Annotated in this window: 20 protein-coding genes; 7 read left to right on the top strand and 13 right to left on the bottom strand. The window is 57.4% G+C overall.

Annotation, left to right across the window (positions count from 1 at the left end; translation table 11 throughout):
- Positions 1 to 456 precede the first annotated feature (456 nt).
- From nhaA to CR159_RS13955, 3 genes are all read left to right on the top strand, one after another.
- Entirely contained in the window at positions 457 to 1692 is a 1236-nt protein-coding gene (nhaA, locus tag CR159_RS13945; protein WP_102074577.1) for a Na+/H+ antiporter NhaA, read from the top strand.
- Positions 1693 to 1793: 101 nt separating this feature from the next.
- Positions 1794 to 2132 carry a zinc ribbon domain-containing protein YjdM gene (locus CR159_RS13950; protein WP_102074578.1) on the top strand — a complete coding sequence of 113 codons (339 nt, stop codon included), beginning with the start codon at positions 1794 to 1796 and terminating at the stop codon, positions 2130 to 2132.
- Positions 2133 to 2159: 27 nt separating this feature from the next.
- Positions 2160 to 3665, top strand: coding sequence for an FAD-dependent monooxygenase (locus tag CR159_RS13955; protein ID WP_102074579.1), 1506 nt, complete (start codon positions 2160 to 2162; stop codon positions 3663 to 3665).
- A 32-nt stretch (positions 3666 to 3697) separates the two neighbouring features.
- Here the strand turns inward: CR159_RS13955 and CR159_RS13960 are convergent, their stop codons facing one another.
- Positions 3698 to 4177, bottom strand: a complete 480-nt coding sequence (locus CR159_RS13960; RefSeq protein ID WP_102074580.1) for a hemerythrin domain-containing protein — start codon at positions 4175 to 4177, stop codon at positions 3698 to 3700.
- A gap of 55 nt (positions 4178 to 4232) precedes the next feature.
- Here CR159_RS13960 and CR159_RS13965 point away from each other — a divergent pair, with 55 nt between their 5' ends.
- Positions 4233 to 4556 (top strand): hypothetical protein, encoded by a 324-nt coding sequence (locus CR159_RS13965; RefSeq protein WP_143705467.1) that lies wholly within the window; start codon positions 4233 to 4235, stop codon positions 4554 to 4556.
- A 308-nt stretch (positions 4557 to 4864) separates the two neighbouring features.
- On the opposite strand, the gene CR159_RS13970 is transcribed toward CR159_RS13965, so the two are convergent.
- Together CR159_RS13970 and CR159_RS13975 are read right to left on the bottom strand one after the other, a co-directional pair.
- Positions 4865 to 5236 (bottom strand): NirD/YgiW/YdeI family stress tolerance protein, encoded by a 372-nt coding sequence (locus CR159_RS13970; RefSeq protein ID WP_102074582.1) that lies wholly within the window; start codon positions 5234 to 5236, stop codon positions 4865 to 4867.
- A gap of 58 nt (positions 5237 to 5294) precedes the next feature.
- A complete protein-coding gene (locus CR159_RS13975; protein WP_102074583.1) occupies positions 5295 to 5960 on the bottom strand; it encodes a metallophosphoesterase in 666 nt (221 codons plus the stop codon).
- Between the two features lie 208 nt (positions 5961 to 6168).
- Between CR159_RS13975 and CR159_RS13980 the strand changes: the two genes are divergently transcribed.
- On the top strand, positions 6169 to 6798 hold the full coding sequence (locus CR159_RS13980) for an MlaC/ttg2D family ABC transporter substrate-binding protein (protein WP_439650548.1): 630 nt from the start codon (positions 6169 to 6171) through the stop codon (positions 6796 to 6798).
- Positions 6799 to 6805: 7 nt separating this feature from the next.
- Here CR159_RS13980 and CR159_RS13985 read toward each other — a convergent pair whose 3' ends face one another.
- From CR159_RS13985 to CR159_RS14005, 5 genes are all read right to left on the bottom strand, one after another.
- On the bottom strand, positions 6806 to 7141 hold the full coding sequence (locus CR159_RS13985; protein ID WP_102074584.1) for a thioredoxin family protein: 336 nt from the start codon (positions 7139 to 7141) through the stop codon (positions 6806 to 6808).
- Between the two features lie 2 nt (positions 7142 to 7143).
- Positions 7144 to 9552: a glucose/quinate/shikimate family membrane-bound PQQ-dependent dehydrogenase gene (locus CR159_RS13990; protein ID WP_102074585.1), complete on the bottom strand. Its 2409-nt coding sequence runs from the start codon at positions 9550 to 9552 to the stop codon at positions 7144 to 7146.
- A gap of 71 nt (positions 9553 to 9623) precedes the next feature.
- Positions 9624 to 9824, bottom strand: a complete 201-nt coding sequence (locus CR159_RS13995; RefSeq protein WP_102074586.1) for a hypothetical protein — start codon at positions 9822 to 9824, stop codon at positions 9624 to 9626.
- Positions 9825 to 9909: 85 nt separating this feature from the next.
- Complete coding sequence (locus CR159_RS14000; RefSeq protein WP_102074587.1) at positions 9910 to 10773, bottom strand: LOG family protein; 864 nt, start codon at positions 10771 to 10773, stop codon at positions 9910 to 9912.
- Positions 10770 to 11375, bottom strand: coding sequence for a helix-turn-helix domain-containing protein (locus CR159_RS14005; protein ID WP_102074588.1), 606 nt, complete (start codon positions 11373 to 11375; stop codon positions 10770 to 10772). The genes CR159_RS14000 and CR159_RS14005 overlap by 4 nt, the downstream gene beginning before the upstream one ends.
- A 125-nt stretch (positions 11376 to 11500) precedes the next feature.
- On the opposite strand from CR159_RS14005, the gene CR159_RS14010 reads away from it, so the two are divergent.
- Entirely contained in the window at positions 11501 to 12727 is a 1227-nt protein-coding gene (locus CR159_RS14010) for a benzoate/H(+) symporter BenE family transporter (protein ID WP_102074589.1), read from the top strand.
- Between the two features lie 31 nt (positions 12728 to 12758).
- Here CR159_RS14010 and CR159_RS14015 read toward each other — a convergent pair whose 3' ends face one another.
- Positions 12759 to 13523 (bottom strand): LamB/YcsF family protein, encoded by a 765-nt coding sequence (locus CR159_RS14015; RefSeq protein ID WP_102074590.1) that lies wholly within the window; start codon positions 13521 to 13523, stop codon positions 12759 to 12761.
- 109 nt (positions 13524 to 13632) lie between these two features.
- Positions 13633 to 15159, bottom strand: a complete 1527-nt coding sequence (locus CR159_RS14020; RefSeq protein ID WP_102074591.1) for an aldehyde dehydrogenase family protein — start codon at positions 15157 to 15159, stop codon at positions 13633 to 13635.
- Between the two features lie 239 nt (positions 15160 to 15398).
- On the opposite strand from CR159_RS14020, the gene CR159_RS14025 reads away from it, so the two are divergent.
- Entirely contained in the window at positions 15399 to 17318 is a 1920-nt protein-coding gene (locus CR159_RS14025) for a sigma-54-dependent Fis family transcriptional regulator (protein WP_102074592.1), read from the top strand.
- Between the two features lie 94 nt (positions 17319 to 17412).
- Here the strand turns inward: CR159_RS14025 and rpoD are convergent, their stop codons facing one another.
- From rpoD to rpsU, 3 genes are all read right to left on the bottom strand, one after another.
- Positions 17413 to 19665, bottom strand: coding sequence for an RNA polymerase sigma factor RpoD (gene rpoD / locus CR159_RS14030; protein WP_102074593.1), 2253 nt, complete (start codon positions 19663 to 19665; stop codon positions 17413 to 17415).
- 239 nt (positions 19666 to 19904) lie between these two features.
- Positions 19905 to 21830, bottom strand: coding sequence for a DNA primase (dnaG, locus tag CR159_RS14035; RefSeq protein ID WP_102074594.1), 1926 nt, complete (start codon positions 21828 to 21830; stop codon positions 19905 to 19907).
- On the bottom strand, positions 21831 to 22043 hold the full coding sequence (rpsU, locus tag CR159_RS14040) for a 30S ribosomal protein S21 (RefSeq protein ID WP_102068946.1): 213 nt from the start codon (positions 22041 to 22043) through the stop codon (positions 21831 to 21833).
- Between the last annotated feature and the right edge of the window lie 120 nt (positions 22044 to 22163).

A 22163-nucleotide genomic window follows, 5' to 3' on the forward strand; every position in this document is an offset into this window, starting at 1 on the left:
TGGCTCTGGACTTACAACAACGAACGACCCAACATGGCACTGGGCGGCATCACTCCAAGACAGAAACTAGCCAGTAAATATTTAACTGATTCTACTGCCGCTCACTGCTGAAAATGGGGGGATTACCGCGGAACGTCGATATTCACAAGAATTTTCATGATTGCCACGTCTGGCTCCCTGGGCATAAGCGTTTTCTAAAAAGAATCGTCTATACTTTCCGCGGGTGTTCACACTTCCTGTGTGACAGGGTATGCGATGGTCGGGCCGCCACGCGCCTTATCTGCGACCCTATGCCTACACCCTCTACTACTCCATCGTCAGTTTCCGCCATCCCCCCGACATGGCTGGCCTCAGCCTGCCCCAGAAGAAATCCATTGAGCACCCAGCTTAGGCTCAGCTGTGTCCAAAACATCCATCCATCCTCGACAAATACTGTCGCTTTTTCCTAGGGACAACATGGCCATTATAGAAAGAAGACTATCGCAAACATTCAAGCAGTTCTTCGATTCGGAAAAGGCGGGCGGCATTCTGTTGATCGCCTGTACCGTTATCTCGCTGCTCCTGGCCAACTCCCCGCTGGGAGAAGGCTATCTTCAGATATGGCGCGTGTATGTGGGCGGGCTGAGCATAGAGCACTGGGTGAATGATGCGTTGATGGCTATCTTTTTCCTGCTGATCGGCCTTGAACTCAAACGTGAGCTGTACAACGGAGAGCTGTCGGAACTCAAGAATGCGCTTCTTCCCATCGTTGCTGCCGTCGGCGGAATTTGCGTCCCGGCACTAATCCATTTCAGCATGAACGCCGGAACACCGACACAGGCCGGTATCGGTATTCCTATGGCTACGGACATCGCTTTCGCATTAGGAGTTCTCGCCCTTCTTGGAAGCCGGGTCCCGGCGTCGCTCAAGGTATTTCTCGCTGCCTTGGCCGTCATGGATGACCTGGGTGCCATTATTGTCATCGCGGTTTTCTATACCGCAGAGATGTCCTTCACCTACTTGCTGGCCGCCGCGGCCGTATTCGCCCTTCTGGCCTGCATGAACCGCTACCTGCGCGTCATGTCTGTCCCGCTCTACCTGCTGGGCGGCGCCGTAATGTGGGTTTTCATGCTGAAGTCCGGCGTTCACGCAACGATCGCCGGCGTACTCCTGGCATTCACCATTCCTTTTTCTGCCAAGCAAGATGATGAAAGTTCACCATCGCATAAGCTGGAACATTTCCTGCACAAGCCGGTCGCCTTCATCATCCTGCCTATCTTTGCCTTGGCGAATACCGGGATTATCATCAGTTCCGGCTGGACCCAAGAGCTTGCCTCGACAAACAGCCTTGGCATCATGGCCGGGCTGGTCATAGGCAAGCCTGTTGGAATAACACTGTTATGCCTGCTTGCCGTCACTCTCGGAATCTGCAAGCTGCCGCTCGACTTGCGTTGGCGCCATGTAGTGGGTGCGGGTCTGCTGGGCGGCATAGGCTTCACGATGTCCATCTTCATCACCAATCTTGCCTTCATCGGAGAGGCGGAAGTCATCAACGCATCCAAAATGGCCATTCTCCTGGCATCCCTGGCCGCCGGCATCATTGGTTTTGTCTGGCTGAAGATCTTCGGAAAACCGGTGGACACGGATACGGACATGGACACCATGGACTTCGAGGAAAGTACAACATTGCCATCTGTGCAGCTTCCCCGCTAGAACAGATCAAGAGGCCTGGCCATGACAGTGGATTGAATCCGCAGCATGGTCGGCCACCCCATACTTTATCGCTTTTATGGCGTACGCCCCAGGGATTATTCATGAGTACATTGCCCTCCTGTCCGACATGCAGTTCGGAGTTCACATACGAAGATGCGGGCCTCTACATCTGTCCAGAATGTGCTCACGAATGGTCGGAACAAGCCGTAATACTGGTCGAAACGAGCAGGGTTTATCGCGATTCAGCCGGAAATGTGCTGCAAGACGGAGATACCGTCACGGTCATCAAAGACCTGAAGCTCAAAGGCTCGGCGGGCGCAGTCAAGGTGGGCACCAAGGTGAAGAATATCCGACTGGTCGACAGTGATCATGATATCGATTGCAAGATCGACGGCTTCGGTGCCATGAGCTTAAAATCGGAGTTCGTCAAGAAAGCGTAAGCATCCCACAGAGAATGAGGTCGTGACATGGATCGACCCGTACTGATCGCAGGCGCTGGCCCGGTAGGCTTGACCATGGCAATGGCATTGAAGCGCCAGGGTGTCGCGCTGCGTATTATCGACAAGGCGGCGGCCCGCAGCGATAAATCCAAAGCATTGGTGCTGTGGCCCCGCACATTGGAAATGCTCGACATACAGGGTTGTGTGCAGCCCTTTATTGAAACCGGTATGAAAGCCACTGGCGTGCGTATCCTGGATCGGCACCATACCTTGGTACACGTCCGGCTCGATGCCGCGCGCAGCCGTTTTCCCTATGCGCTGATGCTTCCCCAGAGCGACACCGAGCGCTTGCTTGAAGAGCAATTGGCTCTATTGGGCGTTCATGTCGAACGACACGTGGAACTCGTATCGTTCACGGATAACAAAGACATCGCCACGGCTGCCCTGCGCCATGCGGACGGAAGCGAAGAAAACACCGACTATTCGTATCTGGCTGCTTGCGATGGCGCACATAGCACCATTCGCCACGGGCTCGCCGTCCAGTTCGATGGCGATACCCTTCCATCCGACTGGCTATTGGCGGATGTGGAGCTCGATGGTGATCTGCCCAACGACGAACTCACTATCTGCTGGACGCCCGATGGCGTTCTGGCGCTCATACCTATTCGGGGTGCACGGTTCCGGGTCATCGCCGATCTCGGGCATGCCTCGGCACAGAACGCATCTGCGCCCACCCTGGTAGAGGTGCAGTCCTTGCTGGACGAACGTGGACCCACCCGTTTAAGCGCCCACGATCCTGTATGGACAAGCCGGTTCAGGATCAATGAGCGCAAAGTGAACGATTACCGCCATGGACGGATATTCCTTTGCGGGGATGCTGCGCACATTCATAGCCCTGCCGGCGGACAAGGAATGAATACAGGCATGCAGGATGTCATTAACCTGGCATGGAAACTGGCCATGGTGTGGCATGGCAGGGCATCATCGGAATTACTTGAAAGTTACTCGCCCGAGCGCAGTGCCATCGGCGAACAAGTACTGCGCAATGCCGGCACTATGACCAAAGTGGCCATAGTGCGCAATCCCATCCTGCAGGAAATCCGCAACCTGGCGGTTGGCGCCCTGGGACGTATTTCCGCGCTGCGCCAGATATTGGTCGATCAATTGACCGAGGTCGACTTGCACTACCACCACAGTCCGCTTACACGCATGTTGCCGAGCGCCTCTCCAAAACCTGCGCCGGGCGAGCGTGCGCCCGATCTTCCTGTAAACCACACCGACAGCGGAGCCACCCGGCTTCATGAAGTGCTTGCGGACGGCAAGTTTGCCCTGCTGTCCGTCTCGGCACCCACGATAAAACTGCCGGATGCGCTAAAGGCGATCGCCACAACAACCGGCACGGTAGCCACTGATGACTACCGCGCCGGGTATATTTACCTGATTCGTCCGGATGCCTATGTGGCAATGAGCACCAAAACTGAAAATCGGGACCTACTACTCGCTGAGCTGCAAGCTATGGTGGGGACGGCATAGGCGCATTGCCATGGGCAGTACCATGATGCCGACTACGCGTTGGCGATCTCCGCCAGCAGGTCTTCCTTCATTTGCGTCATCGCTGGAAGAAGTTCGCGCAAATCGATTTTCCTGGAAATTATTTTAGGAAACAGCTCGTCCTCTTCTTCCGCAACGTGGTGATTGATGTATTCACCCAGTACGATGAATTTCGCGTCGTACAAGTCATCGCCCGGCTTCATTTCCTGCAACTGGCGTATCAATTCCTTGGCACTGGCATGCTCGACCAGCGCTTCATCCAGTAAGTCGCCGAAGGCCTCTGGATCCTGGTCACGCAGGAACATATAGAATTGCTGCTCTTCGATTTGCGTATGAGCAGTCAACTCCATACAGGTCTCCGCAACGATGCTTTGCTTCTTCGCTGCATCGCTTGCGTTTTCGAATTCCTTGAACAGCTTTTTGGCCTTCCGATGGTCATCCAGCAGGAGGCTTAATACTTCTTTCTGGGCAACGGGAATTTGTGATTTATTCATTATATTTACCTCTTGAATTCATATAGAAAAGCAGCACAAAGGCCTGGTGCGCTGTTTGGCTAATTCGAATACTCAACTTCGGCGCCTGAGCTGGACGTTGCGTTCGGCCACGACGCAATGCGTGACCGAACGTATACCGGTTGGCAGTTACGGCTTGCGACTTCCCGATATGGTGCTGCTGCCCTCATTGCTCGTGGCGTCCGAGCCGGAACGCATTGGAGCCGCCCGAGGTGGCGATTCACCCGATGGTGCCGTTTGTTGCGGCGTACCGATTGTGGAAGACGGTGACGTGCTGTTGGAGGGAACATCAGACCCATGCAATTTCGGATTGGCGGTATTCGTTGTTGCAGGTTTGTCGGTTCCCGGTACGGTGCTATGAGGAGCTTCGCCTGTAGCCGTACCCGACGTTGGAGGCGTAGTCATATTAGGACTCTTGGTCGGCGGCGGATTGGCATCGGGCTTGGAACTTTCAGGCATTTCGCCCACTTTGTTGGTACCCGTGGTTTGCGCCTGAACGGCTGCAAATGGAGTAGCTACCAAGGCCGCAACGAGAAGAGTTTTATGAAGTGCTTTCATATTCACCACCTTTGTAAATTATATTAATCAATATGTTGAAAATCCTAAGGTCATATGCAACGGCACATTGCCGTTGAACTTCTGTAGCAAATACTGTGCCCCGGCCGATTACTATTTAAGAATTTCCATCGCTTTAGCATCGATCTCGATCTTGCCGACCAAGCCTTTATCAACCTCGCCCCTGATCTGGACGGTCGTTTTATCGTCGACGGGGACTTTCGGGAATATCTTGTCGTCGATCTCAACCGGTATCTCACCCGTCCCATCAGAGAAAACATAGTGCTCGTCCGACGTCTTCCTGATCAACAATCCCTTGAGTGCCACTTTATCGTCGTCCTTGGACTTCTCTATCACTTCGGCGACAGTGCTTGCCGTGACTTTTTCAGACGGACCTGTGTATTGAGCCGAAGCCGGCGTCAAGGCGAAACCCGCAACGCCGAGTACAAGCCCCACAGAAATAGACTTGGTAGTTGAGATGCTCATGTATTGCCCCTTTTTTCATTGATGGAAACCAATGCCTGTGCGGCCGCGCAGGCATAACTTAAATACTTTCCAAGTCAAGCAAGGTAAAGTGTCCTTCTTTCAGCCATCCACCCGTGTCAATGTGGACGGTATTTCCTAGCGCGATGACCTCTTGAATAGGTGTGTGCCCTACCACGACGGCGTGGATATTCCTGACTGCTGTCTCATCGAGACGCTGCAAGCGTTCGCGCGACCAGATTGCCCGCGTTCGTGCTGCCTCCGTCCCGAGCGCCTCCAATAAGAAGTTCCAATCCCGCACTGGACAATCGGCGTGGAGCATGCCCACCAAACCATTCTTCGTCTCAATTTCCATGGCGTATGGCAGCTCGTTGAATACAAGACCAAACTGCTTCTGCCGTGCGCTTGGCATATCCAGGAACCATCCACCTCCATTAACCCTGTAATTCTCTATATCAACGCGACCGGCCAGGCTATGCCGTATTGCATAATCCTCATGATTGCCCCTTACCGCATGAAACCAGGGCAAAGCGAGCCAATCGAGAGCTTGCTCAGCCTCGGGGCCACGATCCACGAGGTCGCCAACACTGAACAAGCGGTCCTTATCCGGATTAAAGCCAACCATCTCGATGGCTTGCTGCAGGCGGCTGAAGTGACCGTGTATATCGCCTACGGCATAGTCCCGACCGGTAAGGTTTTTTTCATAGCGCTGGATCAACGTACCCATTTTTTCGGTCCCTGTCCGAGGTGAGAGCAATCGACGTGCCGGTGACAATCGCGCCGCGGATATTCTGCCTACCGGGAAACAAGTAGTTTCCAAACAGGTCGATCCTGGACCTCTGCGGCGAAATAGAATGAACAAGTCTTTGTCAATTTGAATTTGCCACATGAACTCGCATATATCCAGTCAACGCCATGAAGACCCGTCTCGCCGAATGGCATCATGGCGCAACGCATCCGTGATGTTTTTCATTACCGGCCTTTTCATCCTGGCCATGGGCAACGCTTACGCTCAACATACGGTGAACCCCCGGGCTGAGCCCAACGCCTTCATCGAAGCCGTCGGCAACAACGCCCTCGAGGCTGTCCGGCGCGATCCCGCCGCAAAACAAGGCGATACCCGCCGGATCAATGAACTGGTAGACCAATACCTCCTGCCGTACGTCAATTTTGAAAAAACCACCCGCCTGGCGGCGGGACAGGGCTGGCGGACCGCCACTGAACAGCAGCGGCATGAACTGGTCGAGGCCTTCAAGGGCACGCTTATTCGAACCTATGCCGGAGCGCTGGCTGATGTGGACAAGATCGCAGCCTTGAACCTCCTGCCCTTCCGCGGCGATTCCAAAGCGAAAGACGTCGTCGTTCGAAGTTATTTCTCACAACGTAACGGACCGCAGGTCAATGTCGACTATCGCATGGAGAGTACGCCCGAGGGTTGGAAGATCTATGATCTCAACGTCGAGGGAATCTGGTTGATTCAAAACTACCGCAATCAATTCGCGCAGCAAATCCGCCAGAATGGGGTAGATGGCCTTATCGCCGCGCTGAATCAGAAAAACCGATAGTCCGGAACTACGTCGAGCCGGGGTCGATTTGCGATAGTGCCCGGGCGATGGCTTGCTCGTCGCCTGGCCGCACAAGCCGCAGCACTTCTTGCCCGTCGCGTAAAAAAACCAGTGTCGGCCAGAGCTTGATGGTGAAGGAACGGCCCAAGGGGCGGCGGCTGCCGTCTTCTATCTTGAGATGACGGACAGTGTCGTGCGCCTGCAGCGCCGACATGATGGCGGGCTGGGCCGCGCGGCAATATCCACACCATGGCGTGCCGAACTCCAGCATGGTAGGCCCAGTCAGGGCGTCGATCTCTGAGCGGTCGGGTTCGGTGCTGCAATAAGTATTGGTTGCTGCCATGACTATTTACCTCCGTTAGGTAGCGCATAGGCAATCACATCGTCACCTGCTTTCGTACCCAGTGAACCATGTCCTCCGGCAACGACAAGTACGAACTGCCGCCCATCGGCTCCGGTGTACGTCATGGGTGTCGCCTGCCCACCTGCGGGAAGGCGGCTTTGCCAGAGCTGCTCGCCGTTCGTCACGTTGTAGGCACGTACATAGTAGTCCAGTGTGCCGGAAAGAAATGCAACGCCCCCAGCCGTCATGATGGGACCACCCAGATTCGGCACGCCCATCTTGAACGGCAAAGGCAAGGGCGAGCTATCGATGACCGTTCCATTTTTGTGTCTCCAGGCGATCTTGCCGGTGGTCAGGTCGGCTCCCGCCACATAGCCCCATGGAGGCGCCTGGCATGGCAGACCAAGCGCAGACGTGAAGGCGCTTAGCTTGACCGCGAAGGGCGCGCCGAAGTTTTCGTTCAGTGCCGGCAAGCTATCCTCTGGACGCTCCTCGCCCTGGACATATAGCGTCGTGTCGTCGGCACGAGGCACTAACTGGGAGACAAATGCCAGATAAGTCGGCGTCGTGAATGCAACCTGACGCTGCGGATCAACGGCAATGCCACCCCAGTTGAACACACCAAAGTTTCCGGGATACACCAGCGTTCCTTCCAAGGAAGGAGGTGTGTACCGGCCTTCATAGCGCAACTTATGAAACGCTATGCGGCAGGCCAACTGATCAAACATCGTCGCACCCCACATGTCCGCCCCGGTCAAGGCAGGCGGGTCAAAGGACAGCGCGGAGACCGGCTGTGTCGGGGCGAGCCGTTCACCTTCGACGGCACCTTGGGGCACCGGCGTTTCCGTAACCGGCATCACTGGCTCGCCATTGCGCCGGTCCAGCATGAACAGCTCGCCCTGTTTGGTGGGCTGAACCAAAGCCGGCACCGTCTGGCCGTCTATAGTGAGGTCTATGAGACTGGGTTGCGCCGGGACGTCGTAATCCCACAAATCGTGGTGCACCGTCTGGAAATGCCAACGAACTTGTCCGGTGGCCAGATCCAGCGCCACGACGGACGAAGAGTACCGCTCTACAGCTTCGCTTCGTTCGGCGCCCCATTGATCAGGCGGCTGATTGCCCAAGGGGACATAGACCATGCCCAGCTTCTCATCCACGCTGGAGATCGACCAGCTGTTCGGCGAATTGGGCGTGTAAGTCGATCCCCGCGGCAGCGGAGTCGTGACGCCAGGGTTGCCGGCGTCCCAATTCCATACCAGGTCGCCAGTGTTGACATCGTAGGCGCGGATCACGCCGGAAGTCTCCTGGGTGGAAACATTGTCCAGCACCGTACCTCCGACGATCAGCAATGCGTCGGTAACCACAACCGGCGACGTGGAGTAGTAGCCGCCGGGCTTCTTGTGGGGCATATTCTCCCAAAGGTCGATGTAGCCCTTGCCTTGTCCAAACGCCTTGCAGACTTCGCCATTCTCGGGATTGAGCGCAATAACACGCCCGTCAGCCGTGGGCATGAACAGTTTGGCCGCGCATTCCGAGGATGCCGCATTCACGGCCGGCTTCTGGTAGGAAACCCCGCGGCAGGTCAGGTGCTGCAGCGCCAGATCACCTTCAACTTGCGGCTCGTAGCGCCATATCTGCTCGCCGGTGGTTGCATCCAGCGCAATCACCGATTGATGCGGCGTGCATAGATAGAGCCTGTTGTCGATTTTCAAGGGCGTCACCTCGAAAGTCGTTTCAACGGGGTCTCCTGGACGTCCGCGGACGTCGCCGGTCTCGAAATGCCAGGCAACCTCCAGCTGGTCGACATTATCAGGCGTGATCTGTGCCAGCGGCGAGTAGCGCTGTCCATATCCATCGCGTCCATATGCGTGCCACTCTCCAGGAGGCGTCCCACCGGCATCGGCGACTGCCTGCGTGCGCGATCCCGGCAACTCGCCCTCCACCCGTTGCGGGTCGACGAACCAGGAGGCAATGGCCACGATCAGGAATAGACCCAGCGCTGTGGACAACGCCAATCCGCCACCATGGCGTATCGCCGCCATCGACGAGGATGTATCAGCGTTGGACGAGGCCTTTGCCAACACTGGACGTGTAATCCATGGCATCAAGAGAAAAATGCCGACGATGAAGAGCACATCACCCCGCGCCGCCAGTGGCCACCAGTCCAGTCCTGCTTCCCATAGGCTCCATGCCAACGTTGCAATAACGAGCAAGGCATACAGATACAAAGCGGCCGGCTTACGCTTGAGCAGTAGCCAGCTTGTTCCAATAAGAACCAGGCCCGTGCAGGCGTAATACCATGATCCGCCCAACGCAATAAGCCACCCTCCTCCCATGGTCAGCGCCAAACCGAGTATGGCAATGACACTGGCCGTTGCGATGAGGCCCGGCCTACGTTGCGTACTTTTCATAGCCGTCGTCCATTTGCATGCTAATCAAGCCTGGATAACAGCAAGCCTCATTCCTGGTAGGCCATAAAAGCTTATCCCCCGTCCTTGACAGAGGCGGGCGGCGGGCTGGACGCGTCTTCCTCCTCCGTGGGTATGTCTTTGTCTACGTCTACGTCGTCGGCCGACGAGATATCGACTTTATGGTCATCCTCCGCCGTCTGTCCTGCGTTCTCGCGGGTGCTGTCCGGATTTGAGGTCGTGGACGGCATATCGGTGAAGGTGTTGGTAGCCATGGCGGCCTCCTGTAGGGTCAGTTGCTTGGTGATCTCCGGGAATCACATAGCAAGCGTGATGCCTGCCCGCGCCATCCGCCAACTCCTAGGGCGGTGTCATTGCATAGAACTCACGAAGCGCATCGACGGCCTCCTCAGCGCTGTTCACCATGACGAACAACTGCAAATCTTCCGGCGCAATCATGCCTTCCTCTACGAGGAAATCAAAATTGACCAGACGCTTCCAGAACGCACTATCCACCAGAACAATGGGAATGCGCCCCATCTTGCGGGTCTGCACCAGGGTCAAAACCTCGAAGAGCTCGTCCAGCGTGCCAAAGCCTCCCGGAAACGCGACGAGCGCTTTTGCGCGCAACAGGAAATGCATCTTGCGCAGCGCAAAATAATGAAACCGGAATGCCAGTTCAGGCGTGATGAAAGGATTGGGATACTGTTCGTGCGGCAAGGTGATGTTCAGCCCCACCGATCGCTCGCCGGCCTCGAAGGCGCCACGATTGGCGGCCTCCATGATGCCGGGCCCGCCGCCGGTCATCACGACGAGATCGCAGGGCCCCTCGTGCTCGAAGCACTGTGATGCCTTGCGTGCAAAGCTGTAAGCCTCATCGTACCAATGCGATTGCGCAACTCGCCGCGTCGCCAGTGCCAGTGCGCGCTGCAGGCCTGGATCGTCCGGCTGTACGTCTGATTGCTCCTTGACCAGTGCCAGCGCCGCCCTGGCGTCCTCGGGAGACAGGATTCTGGCACTGCCAAACACCACGATGGTGGCATTTACGCCGTGCTCGCGCAGGGCATGCTCGGTCTTGAGAAGCTCCAATTGCATGCGCACAGGACGCAGGTCTTCGCTCGCAAGAAAAGCAATATCTTCCTGCGCCAGCGTGTAGGCTTGGCCTTGTTGTATGGCTTCCTGCAGGATGTGGCGCCGCTCGGCATCGGGAAACGCTGTTTTCATGGTGTTGATCCTGAGCCACCACCGGACTTTTCATAGCCCGCCGGATAATGAATAAGATTATGAAAGGTAGAGGAATGAACGGCGAGATTGCGGTAACCATGTGGGCGGTCGGCCGCAAATCGCACGGCACTGCCTTCGGACAAGGGAATCCATCGCCCTTCGACCAGCAATTCCATGGTGCCGCTGATGACCGTCACGTGCTCGGTTACGCCTGCTGCATGGGGTTCAGACAGCCGAACAGCGCCCGGCACCAGTATAAGTTCCAGCAATTCGAATCCGAACCGCGCGTCGTAGGCAAATAAAGAGCGCACGACGATTCCCGGCTCGACAGCCAGACCGCGCCGGTCCGTATCGGCCTCGGCGCCTATGCTTTCGTCGAGCGTCATCTCGGCGGGCGGATGCAGGAAGCTTGAAATAGGCGCCTGGAAACCAGTGGCGATTTTCCAGAGCGTTGCAATCGTAGGACTAGATTCGGCTCTCTCGATCTGACCCAGCATTGCTTTACTGACGCCGGTCTCCCGGGCGGCATGGTCCAGGCTCCAGGCGCGCCGCGTACGCAGTTGCTTCAACGCCTGAGCCAGGTAATTAGCAGGATCTTGCATGGCGGCCTCATCGTCACCCGGCGGGAACCGAAGGATTGAAAAATATGTATTGTGCGTTATAACGTACGATGCTAGCATGAGTCGCGGCCAGACGTTATAACGCACAACCGATCAACGAGACCACCATGGGCAACTACTTCAAAATTTCACACATCTCGTCCGGATTCATCACTGTGCTGGTTGGCTACAGCAGTTCCGTCGCCATTATTTTCCAGGCCGCCAACGCGGCCGGCGCGACGTCGGCCGAGCTGGTCTCATGGATGTGGGCACTGGGCATAGGCATGGGGGCCAGCAGCATCGCACTGTCGCTACGCTACCGCAGCCCCGTGCTGACGGCCTGGTCCACACCCGGCGCCGCCTTGCTGGTCGCCGGGCTGTCGGGCCTCAGCATGAACCAGGCTATCGGTGTTTTCCTGTTCTCGTCCTTGCTGATCACTCTTTGCGGCGTTACAGGCTGGTTCCAGAAAGTCATGCACTACATACCGCGGCATATTGCCGCGGCGATGCTGGCCGGGATTCTCGTCCGCTTCGGCATGGACCTTTTCACGTCCATGCAAGCCCAGCTCTTACTGGTCGCGATCATGTTCCTGGTCTTCTGGCTGGGTCGCTTGGCATTGCCGCGCTATAGCGTGCCGTTGGCCTTGCTGGCCGGCGTGGTATACGCTGGGGCCCAGGGGCTCCTGCATCTGGAACTGCTGGATTGGACGCCGGCGAAGCCGATGCTGATAATGCCGGAGTTCTCGCTGTCCGCGCTGATAGGTGTAGGGATTCCCCTGTTCATTGTGACGATGACATCGCAGAATATTCCCGGCCTTGCCGTGCTGCGAGCCAACGGCTACGACACGCCGGCATCGCCGCTAATCAGCTGGACCGGCATCACAGGCCTGCTGCTTGCACCGTTCGGCGGCTATTCCTTCAATCTCGCGGCAATCACCGCTGCCATATGCATGAGCCGCGATGCCGACCCCGATCCCGATAAACGGTATCTGGCGTCAGTCTGGGCCGGCGCGTTTTATTTGATTACCGGATTGTTCGGTGCGACGGTGGTAGGTTTATTTGCCGCCTTCCCGCTGGAGCTGGTCGCTGCCATTGCAGGCCTGGCCTTGCTGAGTACGATAGGCAACAGCCTGGCAGGCGCCCTTGCCGCGGAAAACGGCCGCGAAGCGGCTCTGGTTACTTTCCTGTGCACCGCATCCGGCACAAGCTTCCTGGGTATTGGCAGCGCATTCTGGGGGCTGGTCCTTGGGCTTGCCGTGCACTGCGTCACCACAAGACGGGGTAGCGGCGCGCCGGGCACGTCGACCCCCGCAACGATTGCTCCGCAGCCGGTCGCGGACGCGAACAGACAATGACCGCCTTGGAGTCCAGGCCGCGCAGGCTCCTTCAGTGTTGAATTGTCTTCACTGAAATATTGTTATCCTGGAGCGCCTGGCGTATCGCCCTGGCAAACACGACAGCGCCGGGCTGGTCGCCATGTATGCACAAGGTATCGGCCTGGACGGCAACGTCGACACCCTGCATTGTTGCCACCTTGCCTTCGGTGATCATGCGCAATACCTGCCGGATTGAGACATCGACATCGACGATCATGGCGCCGGCCTGCTTGCGGGGAGTTAGCGAGCCGTCGCTTTGGTAGCTGCGGTCCGCAAAGACTTCTTGTGCAACATTGAGGCCGATGCCTTGCGCAGCGGCGGCTTGCACACTGGAGGCCAGCGCATAGAACACCAATGAACGGTCGACATCGTACACAGCCTGCGCAATCGCCTTAGCCAGTTCCGGTTGACGGGCGGCCATGTTGTACAAGGCGCCGTGTGCTTTCACGTGATGCAAACGGCCACCCTGGCTGGCGGCGACGCCCGCCAGGGCACCCACTTGAACCACCACCATGTCGTAGGCGCTATCCGGAGTGATATCCATGTTGCGGCGCCCGAATCCGACGAGGTCCGGTAAACCCGGATGAGCGCCCAGCGCGACACCCTGTGCCAAGGCTGCGGCCACGGTTTTGCGCATGACGCCGGGGTCGCCGGCATGAAAACCGCAAGCGATATTGGCGGACGTGACAAAGGGCAGGATTTCGTCGTCCTGCCCCATGTTCCAGGCGCCAAAACTCTCGCCCATGTCGCAATTCAGGTCTATCGATAAGGTCATAATTAACTCGGAAGGTTTGCCGGATGGGATAAACGAGAGTTTATCGCCATGGCCGGCAAACACCAACGATCATCAATGAGCCGATAGAACTTGGCGTGTGGGCGCGCGCTTAGAAGAACCCCAGGGCATCGGGGCTGTAGCTGACCAGCAAGCACTTCGTTTGCTGGTATGAAGCCAGTGCCATCTTGTGATTTTCCCGTCCGATACCCGACTTTTTATAACCGCCGAATGCCGCGTGAGCCGGATACAGGTTATAGCAGTTGGTCCATACCCGGCCGGCTTGTATCTGCCGCCCTACCCGATATGCCTGGGTACCGTTACGGGTCCATACGCCCGCACCGAGGCCATATTCCGTATCGTTGGCAATTTCGATGGCCTCCTCTTCGTCTTTGAAGGTCATGACGGACGCCACCGGTCCGAATATTTCTTCCTGGAAGACACGCATGCTGTTGTCGCCGAAAAGCATAGTGGGCTTGACGTAAAAGCCTTCGCTCAAGCCCTCGCCCGGAGCATTGCGTGCCCCGCCGGTGAGGCATTGTGCGCCTTCACCGCGCCCGATATCGATATACGAGAGTATTTTATCCATTTGCACCTGCGACACCTGCGCACCGACCATGGTGGTTGAATCCAGCGGATGCCCTGTCTTGATGGCTTCGACGCGCTTGATGGCGCGCTCGATGAATTGCTCGTAGATTGATTCCTGGACCAGGACCCGCGAGGGGCATGTGCAGATTTCACCCTGATTCAGCGAGAACATGGCCAGGCCTTCCAGGGCCTTGTCGAAGAACGCATCTTCCCGGTCCATGACATCCGCAAAGAAGATATTGGGACTTTTGCCACCCAATTCGACGGTGCTGGGAATGAGATTTTCGGCAGCCGCATGCAGTATGTGCTTGCCGGTCGGCGTGGAACCGGTGAAGGCCAGCTTGGCAATACGCTTGCTGGTCGCCAGCGCCTGCCCGGCTTCCTTGCCATAACCGTTGACAACGTTGATGACGCCGGCCGGGAAGAGATCGCCCACCAGTTCCATGAGCACCAGGATCGAGGCAGGCGTTTGTTCCGCGGGCTTGAGCACCACGCAGTTGCCGGCCGCCAGCGCAGGCGCCAGCTTCCAGATAGCCATCAGTAGCGGAAAGTTCCAGGGGATGATCTGGCCTACGACACCCAGCGGCTCTGGGAAATGGTAGGCGACCGTGTCGTTGTCGACCTCGGAAATCCCCCCTTCTTGCGCGCGGATGCATCCGGCGAAATAGCGCAGATGGTCGATGGCCAGTGGCAAATCGGCGGCCATGGTTTCACGCAAGGGCTTGCCATTGTCGATGGACTCGGCGACGGCAAGCACCTTGAGATTCTGTTCCATTTTGTCGGCCATGCGCAAGAGCCGATTGGACCGTTCAGTGACCGAGGTTTCGCCCCATTTCTTGCGGGCAGCATGCGCCGCATCAAGCGCCGCGTCGACATCGGCGGCATCGGAACGAGCCACTTCGCAAAACACTTGCCCGGTAATCGGAGATATATTTTCGAAGTAAGTACCGGAAACCGGAGCTACCCATTGCCCGCCTATGTAATTCTCGTAGTGGCGTTTATAGGGGTACTCGACATCGATACCGAAATGTTTCAGATCTGTTAAGTCCATTTCTTGTCTCCTTGATGTTGAAAGCAGCCTCGCGTCGAGGACTAGCTCTCTACAACTAGCAATAGACATGCCAGTTCAGGTCTTACCGAGGAAGCGGATAGGGCCGCGCCAAGCCAGTTCCTATAAGACTCTGCGAGTGGCATAATTGATTGTAAAACAGAGGGTTGTCGCACATTGCGACAGTCGCTGGCCAATTCTGCGACACATCCGTGGCGCACAATGCAACAGGAGGCATCGGGATGAACTCGCTCAAGCCGCTGACATCGGCCACGCCGCAAGATACTCTCCAGCGGCTTGGGGAGACGCGTATCCGGCGCTCCTGGGAGCGCTGCCAGGCCATTGGCACGGTCCTGCAGATCGATCCCGACCCCATGTCGGCGGCAGACCTTCAAACCCGTCGCGAGCAGCACGCGAATGTATTGCAACTGGCACAACCGGAAATCGAAACCCTGGCGTCGCTGGTTGCCAGCGCACAAAGCGTAGTGCTGTTGGCAGATGCCAGCGGCGTGATTCTCCAGGAAGCCGGCAGCACTGAATTCCTGCGCAAGGCCGAGAAGGTGGCCCTGCAACCGGGTGTCAGTTGGGCCGAATCCCTACGCGGCACGAACGCGATCGGGACGGCGCTGTTCGACGCCGCACCGGTGCGTGTTCACGGCAGCGAACATTTCATGGAATGCAACAGGATCCTCAGCTGCCATGCCGCGCCCATACTCTCGCCGCGCGGCGAGGTGATCGGCGTACTCGATATTTCCAGCGAGGCAACCACCCTGCATGCTTATGCCATGGGCTTGGCTAAGATTTGCGCAAGCCAGATTGGCAATCGGGTGCTGGACCATACCGACACACGCCTGCATCGGGTGGTATTCCAGCGCCACGCATCCCTGCTCGACTCGGTGGAGCGCGCCATTTTGCTTTTGGAAGAAGACCGTATCGTCGGTGCGAACGACACGGCCTTGCGCTTGCTGGACAGCGACTGGAGCCTGCTGGATACGTCGGTACACGACTGGCTGGATAACTGGAAGCAGCTGGATGAAACGCCACGCACGCTACATACTCGCGGCGGCACCATGTTGTACGGCACACTACGGCCTGGGCGCGCACCTCGCAATGCGTATTCCGTTCCCCTGGTCCCCTCAAAGGTAACAGTTCCGGACCGCCAGGCAACGCGCCACAATACGGTCTTGAAACCGGCGCTGCCGCCCCTGGCCGACGATTTGAAGTCCGACATGCAAAAGGCCGTCACCGCTGTCAACGCAGGGATGGCCGTATTGCTGCAAGGAGAAACCGGGGCCGGCAAGGAAATCTTCGCGCGGCATCTCCATGGCCACAGCCAATGGCATCAAGGTCCGTTTGTCGCCATCAATTGCGGCGCCCTGCCGGAAAGCCTGATCGAATCCGAGCTGTTCGGCTACGAAGCGGGCGCTTTCACAGGCGCGCGCCGTGAAGGATCCCGCGGTCGCCTGCGTGAAGCGCACAACGGGGTGCTTTTCCTGGACGAGATCGGCGACATGCCGCTATTGCTGCAGACGCGCCTGCTGCGTGCACTGCAGGAGCGCGAGGTGCAGCCGCTGGGGTCCGACAAGCGCATACCGGTCGAATTCGGCCTGATCAGCGCGACAAACCATGACTTGATGGCAATGGTGGAAAACGGCAGCTTCCGCGCTGACCTATATTACCGCCTGCAAGACTTTGACGTCCATTTACCTCCCCTGCGCGAGCGGCCCGGCATGGACAAATATTTGTGCCAGGAATTCCAGCGCCTGGGCGGCGCGGAGCGCGCCATGATACTGACCGATACGGCATTGCAGGAATTGGCCGGCTATCATTGGCCCGGCAACTACCGGCAGCTTCATAGTGTGCTGCGCCGCCTTGTTCATCTGCACGCGGCCGGAAGCGCCATTAAGGCCGCCGATCTACCACCTGAAATACGCACGCACGTCGGCACGGTCGCTGCCGGCCCTATACCGCCGGCTTGTCCCGCAACGACCTTGCGCGGCATCAGCGACCAGACCATCGAACGCGCTATCGCGGAATCCCCCAACAACATCAGTCATGCCGCCCGCAGTCTCGGCGTGCACCGCAGCACGCTGTATCGCTACCTGCGTCGACAGGCCGCCACTCCTTTATCCTCGGGCATTGCGCCAAAACCGGTACCCTGAGCCGGAACACCCATAAAAAAGCGGCATCCCAAAGGATGCCGCCAGAGCTAAGACAGGCCTGCTTTGGCGCCCGATGAACCTGGGCGCGCGGGGCTTACTGGCCTTCCAGGAAGCTCTTGAGCTTGTCGGCCCGGCTTGGATGGCGCAGCTTGCGCAAAGCCTTGGCTTCTATTTGACGAATACGCTCGCGTGTAACGTCAAATTGCTTGCCGACTTCTTCCAGCGTCTGATCGGTGCTCATTTCGATACCGAAGCGCATGCGCAATACTTTCGCTTCCCGTGGAGTCAGCGAATCGAGGACTTCCTTGACCACATCGCGCATCGAGCCATGCAGCGCCCATTCAGACGGCGACAAGGTACCGGTATCTTCGATGAAGTCGCCCAAATGGGAGTCATCATCGTCGCCGATAGGCGTTTCCATCGAGATCGGCTCTTTGGCGATCTTCAGGATCTTGCGCACCTTGTCTTCCGGCATGTCCATCTTTTGAGCCAGCGTGGCGGGATCGGGCTCGGCACCGGTTTCCTGCAAAATCTGGCGATTGATACGATTCATTTTGTTGATCGTTTCAATCATGTGCACCGGAATACGAATGGTGCGCGCTTGGTCGGCAATGGAACGGGTAATGGCCTGTCGAATCCACCATGTGGCATAAGTGGAAAACTTATAGCCGCGGCGATATTCAAACTTGTCCACGGCTTTCATCAAGCCAATATTGCCTTCCTGGATCAGATCCAGGAACTGCAGGCCCCGGTTCGTGTACTTCTTGGCAATGGAGATAACCAGACGCAAGTTCGCTTCCGTCATTTCGCGCTTGGCCTTGCGAGCCTTGGCTTCGCCGGTTGCCATGCGCTTGTTGACGTCTTTGAGATCCTTGAGCGGCAAAACGACAGCCGTTTGCAGATCGATCAGCTTTTGCTGGATCTCTTGTACGGCGGGAATGTGGCGCTCCAGCGTCTCTGAATAAGCATGTCCGCCGGCGACCTCGCCCAATACCCAATCCAGGTTCGTTTCGTTGCCGGGGAATACCTTGATGAAATAGGCACGGGGCATGCCGGCGCGGTCCACGCACGCATGCAGCACGGCACGTTCGAGCTTGCGCACTTCACCGACCTGTTCGCGCAGGGTATCGGCCAGCTTCTCGACCATTTTGGCCGTGAACCGGATGCCCATGAGTTCGTTCAGGATGGCTTCCTGTGCCTGGATATATTCCTGGGCCTGGTAGCCGTCGCGTTCGAACGCCTTGCGCATCTTGCCGAACCATACACCAATGGTTTCGAATTTCTTGAGGGCGGTGGAGCGCAGGTACTCGAGCTGCTTGCTGCTCATTCCGCCCGCGGGGCCGTCTTCGTTTTCGTCATTGTCGACGGAAACGCCGGCACCGGCGTATTCTTCGCCTTCCTGGTCGATAAGACCGTCAACGACCTCATCGATCTGGGCGGCGCCTTCGCGCACACGCTGCACGTACTGAAGGATTTCATTGACGGTAACCGGACACGCCGCGATGGCCATGACCATATGCTTGAGGCCGTCTTCGATGCGCTTGGCGATCTCGATTTCGCCTTCGCGCGTAAGGAGCTCGACCGTACCCATTTCGCGCATATACATGCGCACCGGATCGGTGGTGCGGCCGAAATCGGAGTCCACCGTGGTCAGGGCTGCTTCGGCTTCGTCCTCGACGTCGTCGTCGCTGGTGGCGACAGGCGCGTTATCGCTCATGAGCAGCGCATCGGCATCGGGCGCCTGGTCGTACACCGAAATGCCCATGTCGCTGAACGTGCTGATAATGCCGTCGATCGCTTCGGCATCGACCAGATCATCGGGCAAATGGTCGTTGATTTCGCCGTACGTGAGGTAGCCGCGGTCTTTACCGAGCTTGATCAGCACTTTCAAGCGATTGCGACGAGCCTCTTGTTCCTCGGGAGTCATCTGGTTGCGCGCGGGGACGTCCTTGTCACCCTTCGCGCGCTTTCCACCGCGCTTGGGCAGCGGCTTGAGCTCGGGGATGACTTCAGCGTCGCCGGAATCGTCGTCGTTGAAATCGGCGCTATCGTTGTTGGCGTTCTTGGCCGGCCGCCCAGGGCGACGCCCAGTGGGAACAGCGCGAGCCGCGGTCTTGCCAGCTTTCTTTACCTCGGTCGAACCCGGCTCGGCGGCTTTCTTGGCAGCAGCCTTTGTGGTCGCCGCTTTCTTGGCCGGAGCCTTTTTCACGGTAGAGGCTTTATCTGCCGTAACACCATCCCCAACCTTCACTGCTGTCTTGGCGACGGTTTTAGTCGCGGCCACAGTTGTAGATTTCTTGACAGCTTCTTCAGCCGACAGGGGGGTTTTACCAGTACTTTGGGTCATAGTCGCTTCCGTAGGCGCAAAATCACTCGGTCGGCCATTGGCCAACGAGTGTTGCAGGGGCAGAACTTACTTATCGCAAAAAATATGCATATGCGGCGTTAATGCTGATGTCGACCCAAGCAGCCCATGTTTAATATTCCTTGACGCGGTCGTTGCAAGGCAAAGGGGGCTAGCCGGTTTGCACCATTATTAGGCAATAATATGCACAGGTATTGCGAAAACTCTCTATTTTACAACACTTAACGGGAAGCAGCACTACTTAGTAATGCAATTCGTCGCGTCAGCTCGTGATACCTCTTTCGGGAAATATCGTCCTTCAAGCCCGCAAGGACCAGTGTCGACTGCTCAGCCTTGATGGCGTCAAGCTCGATACGTCGCATTGCGTCGTTCCATTCGGTCTGCGGGTCCGGCAAATCTTCCTGGGCCAATAGCTCAGGGCTTACCGAAGCCAATACACCAGCCAGGTCTGAACCCGGATCCGCCGCTTGCAGCAAGGCGCCGGCATGGCGGGCGCCGCTGACGTTGGCCAAGGCGATAAGGTCTCGGACAAGGACTAGATGGGGGCCTTGCTCCAGAATTTCAAGTTGCTGGTCGCCCAGACCCGAAACCAGCTCCGGATGCGCCAGCAGCAAACGCAAAAGGCGCTTGGCCATTGGCGTCACCGTGCGGGCTTTGCCCCCTCGCGACCCTGTCGACACCTGGCGCGAAAATGATTCGGCAGGTCTGTCCTCGACATTATCGTAGGATCCATAGTCATCCGGATCGAACATAGGCGCATCCATGAACCCGGGCGGCTCTTCGTTTCCACCCGACGGCAACCCCTCGGGATGCGCCGCCGGCTTGTACGGTGAAAGCATCACGGGTTCCGGCACACTCACTTCGGCCAGCATCTGGCTCAGTTCTTCCGGCGTCAAATGCACCAGCTTGGCAAATTCGCGTTCGATCTGTACGCGCAAGGTGCCTTCCGGAAGCGATGCGAGCAAGGGCTTGGCCTCGTGCACGCAGGCCGCGCGCCCTTCTGCTTCGTGCATCGCATGACGGGACGAAAGCTCGTCCAGCATGAACCGCGACAAAGGTACGGCCTCGGCCACCGTCGCCTTGAAGGCTTCCTGGCCATACTCGCGGATATAGGAGTCCGGATCATGCTCGGACGGCAGGAACAGGAACCGCATCGATACATCGTCGCGCACCAGCGGCAGGCAGGTATTCAGCGCCCGCCATGCCGCCTTGCGGCCGGCCTTGTCGCCATCGAAACTGAATATGATCTTGTTGCTGGCCCGCAACAGCTTTTGTATATGAAACGACGTGGTGGCTGTACCCAGCGTAGCCACGGCGTTGGACAGGCCATGCTGCGCCAGGCCGACCACATCCATATAGCCTTCAACGACCAGAACATGGCCTTCTTTGCGGATTCCGGTCCGTCCCTCCCAAAGACCATACAACTCGTGGCCCTTGGAAAACAGCGAGGTTTCCGGCGAATTCAGGTACTTGGGTTCGCCTTTGCCTATGATGCGCCCGCCGAAGCCGATCAGGTTTCCCCGCTGATTGCGTATGGGAAACATGATGCGCTCACGAAAGCGATCATAACGGCGTCCGTCCTCGGCTTCAATGACGAGCCCCGATTCAACCAGCAAGGCATCCTCATACTGGGGGAAAACGGACGACAAGCCGCGCCTGTCGGCGCCTGCCCAACCCAACCCGAAACGGGCCGCCGTTTCCCCGGACAGCCCACGCTGCTTCAAATAATGGACAGCATTTCGCGCGCCTTTGAGTTCGCGCACGTAATGCGCCTGAGCTTGGTCAAGGACCTGCTGCTGGCGGGAAACTTCGTCTTTGCGGACTTGATCCGCGGCACGCTGGCGGGGACTTCGGGGCGCTTCGGGAACCGTCATGCCGGCGTTCGCGGCCAGGTTGCGAACCGCCTCGGGGAAGCTGGCGCCGGTATGCTCAATCAGAAACGTAATGGCGCTGCCGTGCGCACCGCAACCAAAACAGTGATAGAACTGCTTGGTGGGACTTACCGTGAAAGAGGGACTCTTTTCATTGTGAAACGGGCAAAGGCCAAGTAAATTGGCCCCACCCTTGCGCAACTGTACATATCGCCCGACAACGTCAACAACATCTACACGGGCGAGGAGATCCTGAACAAATGATTCAGGGATCAATCAATACAGACGCGGAGGCAGTTGTTGGCTGCGGATGCGTTTGTAGTGGCGCTTGACGGCTGCAGCATGCTTGCGTTTACGTTCGGCAGTGGGCTTCTCGTAAAATTCGCGCGCGCGCAATTCGGTCAAGAGACCAATTTTCTCGATGGTGCGCTTAAAGCGACGCAGTGCGGCTTCAAACGGCTCGTTTTCTTTCAGACGAACGATAGGCATGTAATCTTAAGCCTTGCAAGTTATAGATTAGTGAATTAACGACAACCTAAGAGTTTACCACGAATAGTTGGTTCATGGTTCGATCATAAGCTGTCAACGTTGGGCCGCCTGCCCATGCCA

It is taken from the genome of Pollutimonas subterranea, from assembly GCF_002849655.1.
GTDB lineage: Bacteria > Pseudomonadota > Gammaproteobacteria > Burkholderiales > Burkholderiaceae_B > Pollutimonas > Pollutimonas subterranea.

What these genes read in the sequence shown, in the direction of transcription:
- nhaA (WP_102074577.1), top strand. Translation starts at nt 457, where the DNA reads ATGGCCATTATAGAAAGAAGACTATCGCAAACATTCAAGCAGTTCTTC.
- CR159_RS13950 (WP_102074578.1), top strand. Translation starts at nt 1,794, where the DNA reads ATGAGTACATTGCCCTCCTGTCCGACATGCAGTTCGGAGTTCACATAC.
- CR159_RS13955 (WP_102074579.1), top strand. Translation starts at nt 2,160, where the DNA reads ATGGATCGACCCGTACTGATCGCAGGCGCTGGCCCGGTAGGCTTGACC.
- CR159_RS13960 (WP_102074580.1), bottom strand. Translation starts at nt 4,177, where the DNA reads ATGAATAAATCACAAATTCCCGTTGCCCAGAAAGAAGTATTAAGCCTC.
- CR159_RS13970 (WP_102074582.1), bottom strand. Translation starts at nt 5,236, where the DNA reads ATGAGCATCTCAACTACCAAGTCTATTTCTGTGGGGCTTGTACTCGGC.
- CR159_RS13975 (WP_102074583.1), bottom strand. Translation starts at nt 5,960, where the DNA reads ATGGGTACGTTGATCCAGCGCTATGAAAAAAACCTTACCGGTCGGGAC.
- CR159_RS13980 (WP_439650548.1), top strand. Translation starts at nt 6,169, where the DNA reads ATGGCATCATGGCGCAACGCATCCGTGATGTTTTTCATTACCGGCCTT.
- CR159_RS13985 (WP_102074584.1), bottom strand. Translation starts at nt 7,141, where the DNA reads ATGGCAGCAACCAATACTTATTGCAGCACCGAACCCGACCGCTCAGAG.
- CR159_RS13990 (WP_102074585.1), bottom strand. Translation starts at nt 9,552, where the DNA reads ATGAAAAGTACGCAACGTAGGCCGGGCCTCATCGCAACGGCCAGTGTC.
- CR159_RS13995 (WP_102074586.1), bottom strand. Translation starts at nt 9,824, where the DNA reads ATGGCTACCAACACCTTCACCGATATGCCGTCCACGACCTCAAATCCG.
- CR159_RS14000 (WP_102074587.1), bottom strand. Translation starts at nt 10,773, where the DNA reads ATGAAAACAGCGTTTCCCGATGCCGAGCGGCGCCACATCCTGCAGGAA.
- CR159_RS14005 (WP_102074588.1), bottom strand. Translation starts at nt 11,375, where the DNA reads ATGCAAGATCCTGCTAATTACCTGGCTCAGGCGTTGAAGCAACTGCGT.
- CR159_RS14010 (WP_102074589.1), top strand. Translation starts at nt 11,501, where the DNA reads ATGGGCAACTACTTCAAAATTTCACACATCTCGTCCGGATTCATCACT.
- CR159_RS14015 (WP_102074590.1), bottom strand. Translation starts at nt 13,523, where the DNA reads ATGACCTTATCGATAGACCTGAATTGCGACATGGGCGAGAGTTTTGGC.
- CR159_RS14020 (WP_102074591.1), bottom strand. Translation starts at nt 15,159, where the DNA reads ATGGACTTAACAGATCTGAAACATTTCGGTATCGATGTCGAGTACCCC.
- CR159_RS14025 (WP_102074592.1), top strand. Translation starts at nt 15,399, where the DNA reads ATGAACTCGCTCAAGCCGCTGACATCGGCCACGCCGCAAGATACTCTC.
- rpoD (WP_102074593.1), bottom strand. Translation starts at nt 19,665, where the DNA reads ATGACCCAAAGTACTGGTAAAACCCCCCTGTCGGCTGAAGAAGCTGTC.
- rpsU (WP_102068946.1), bottom strand. Translation starts at nt 22,043, where the DNA reads ATGCCTATCGTTCGTCTGAAAGAAAACGAGCCGTTTGAAGCCGCACTG.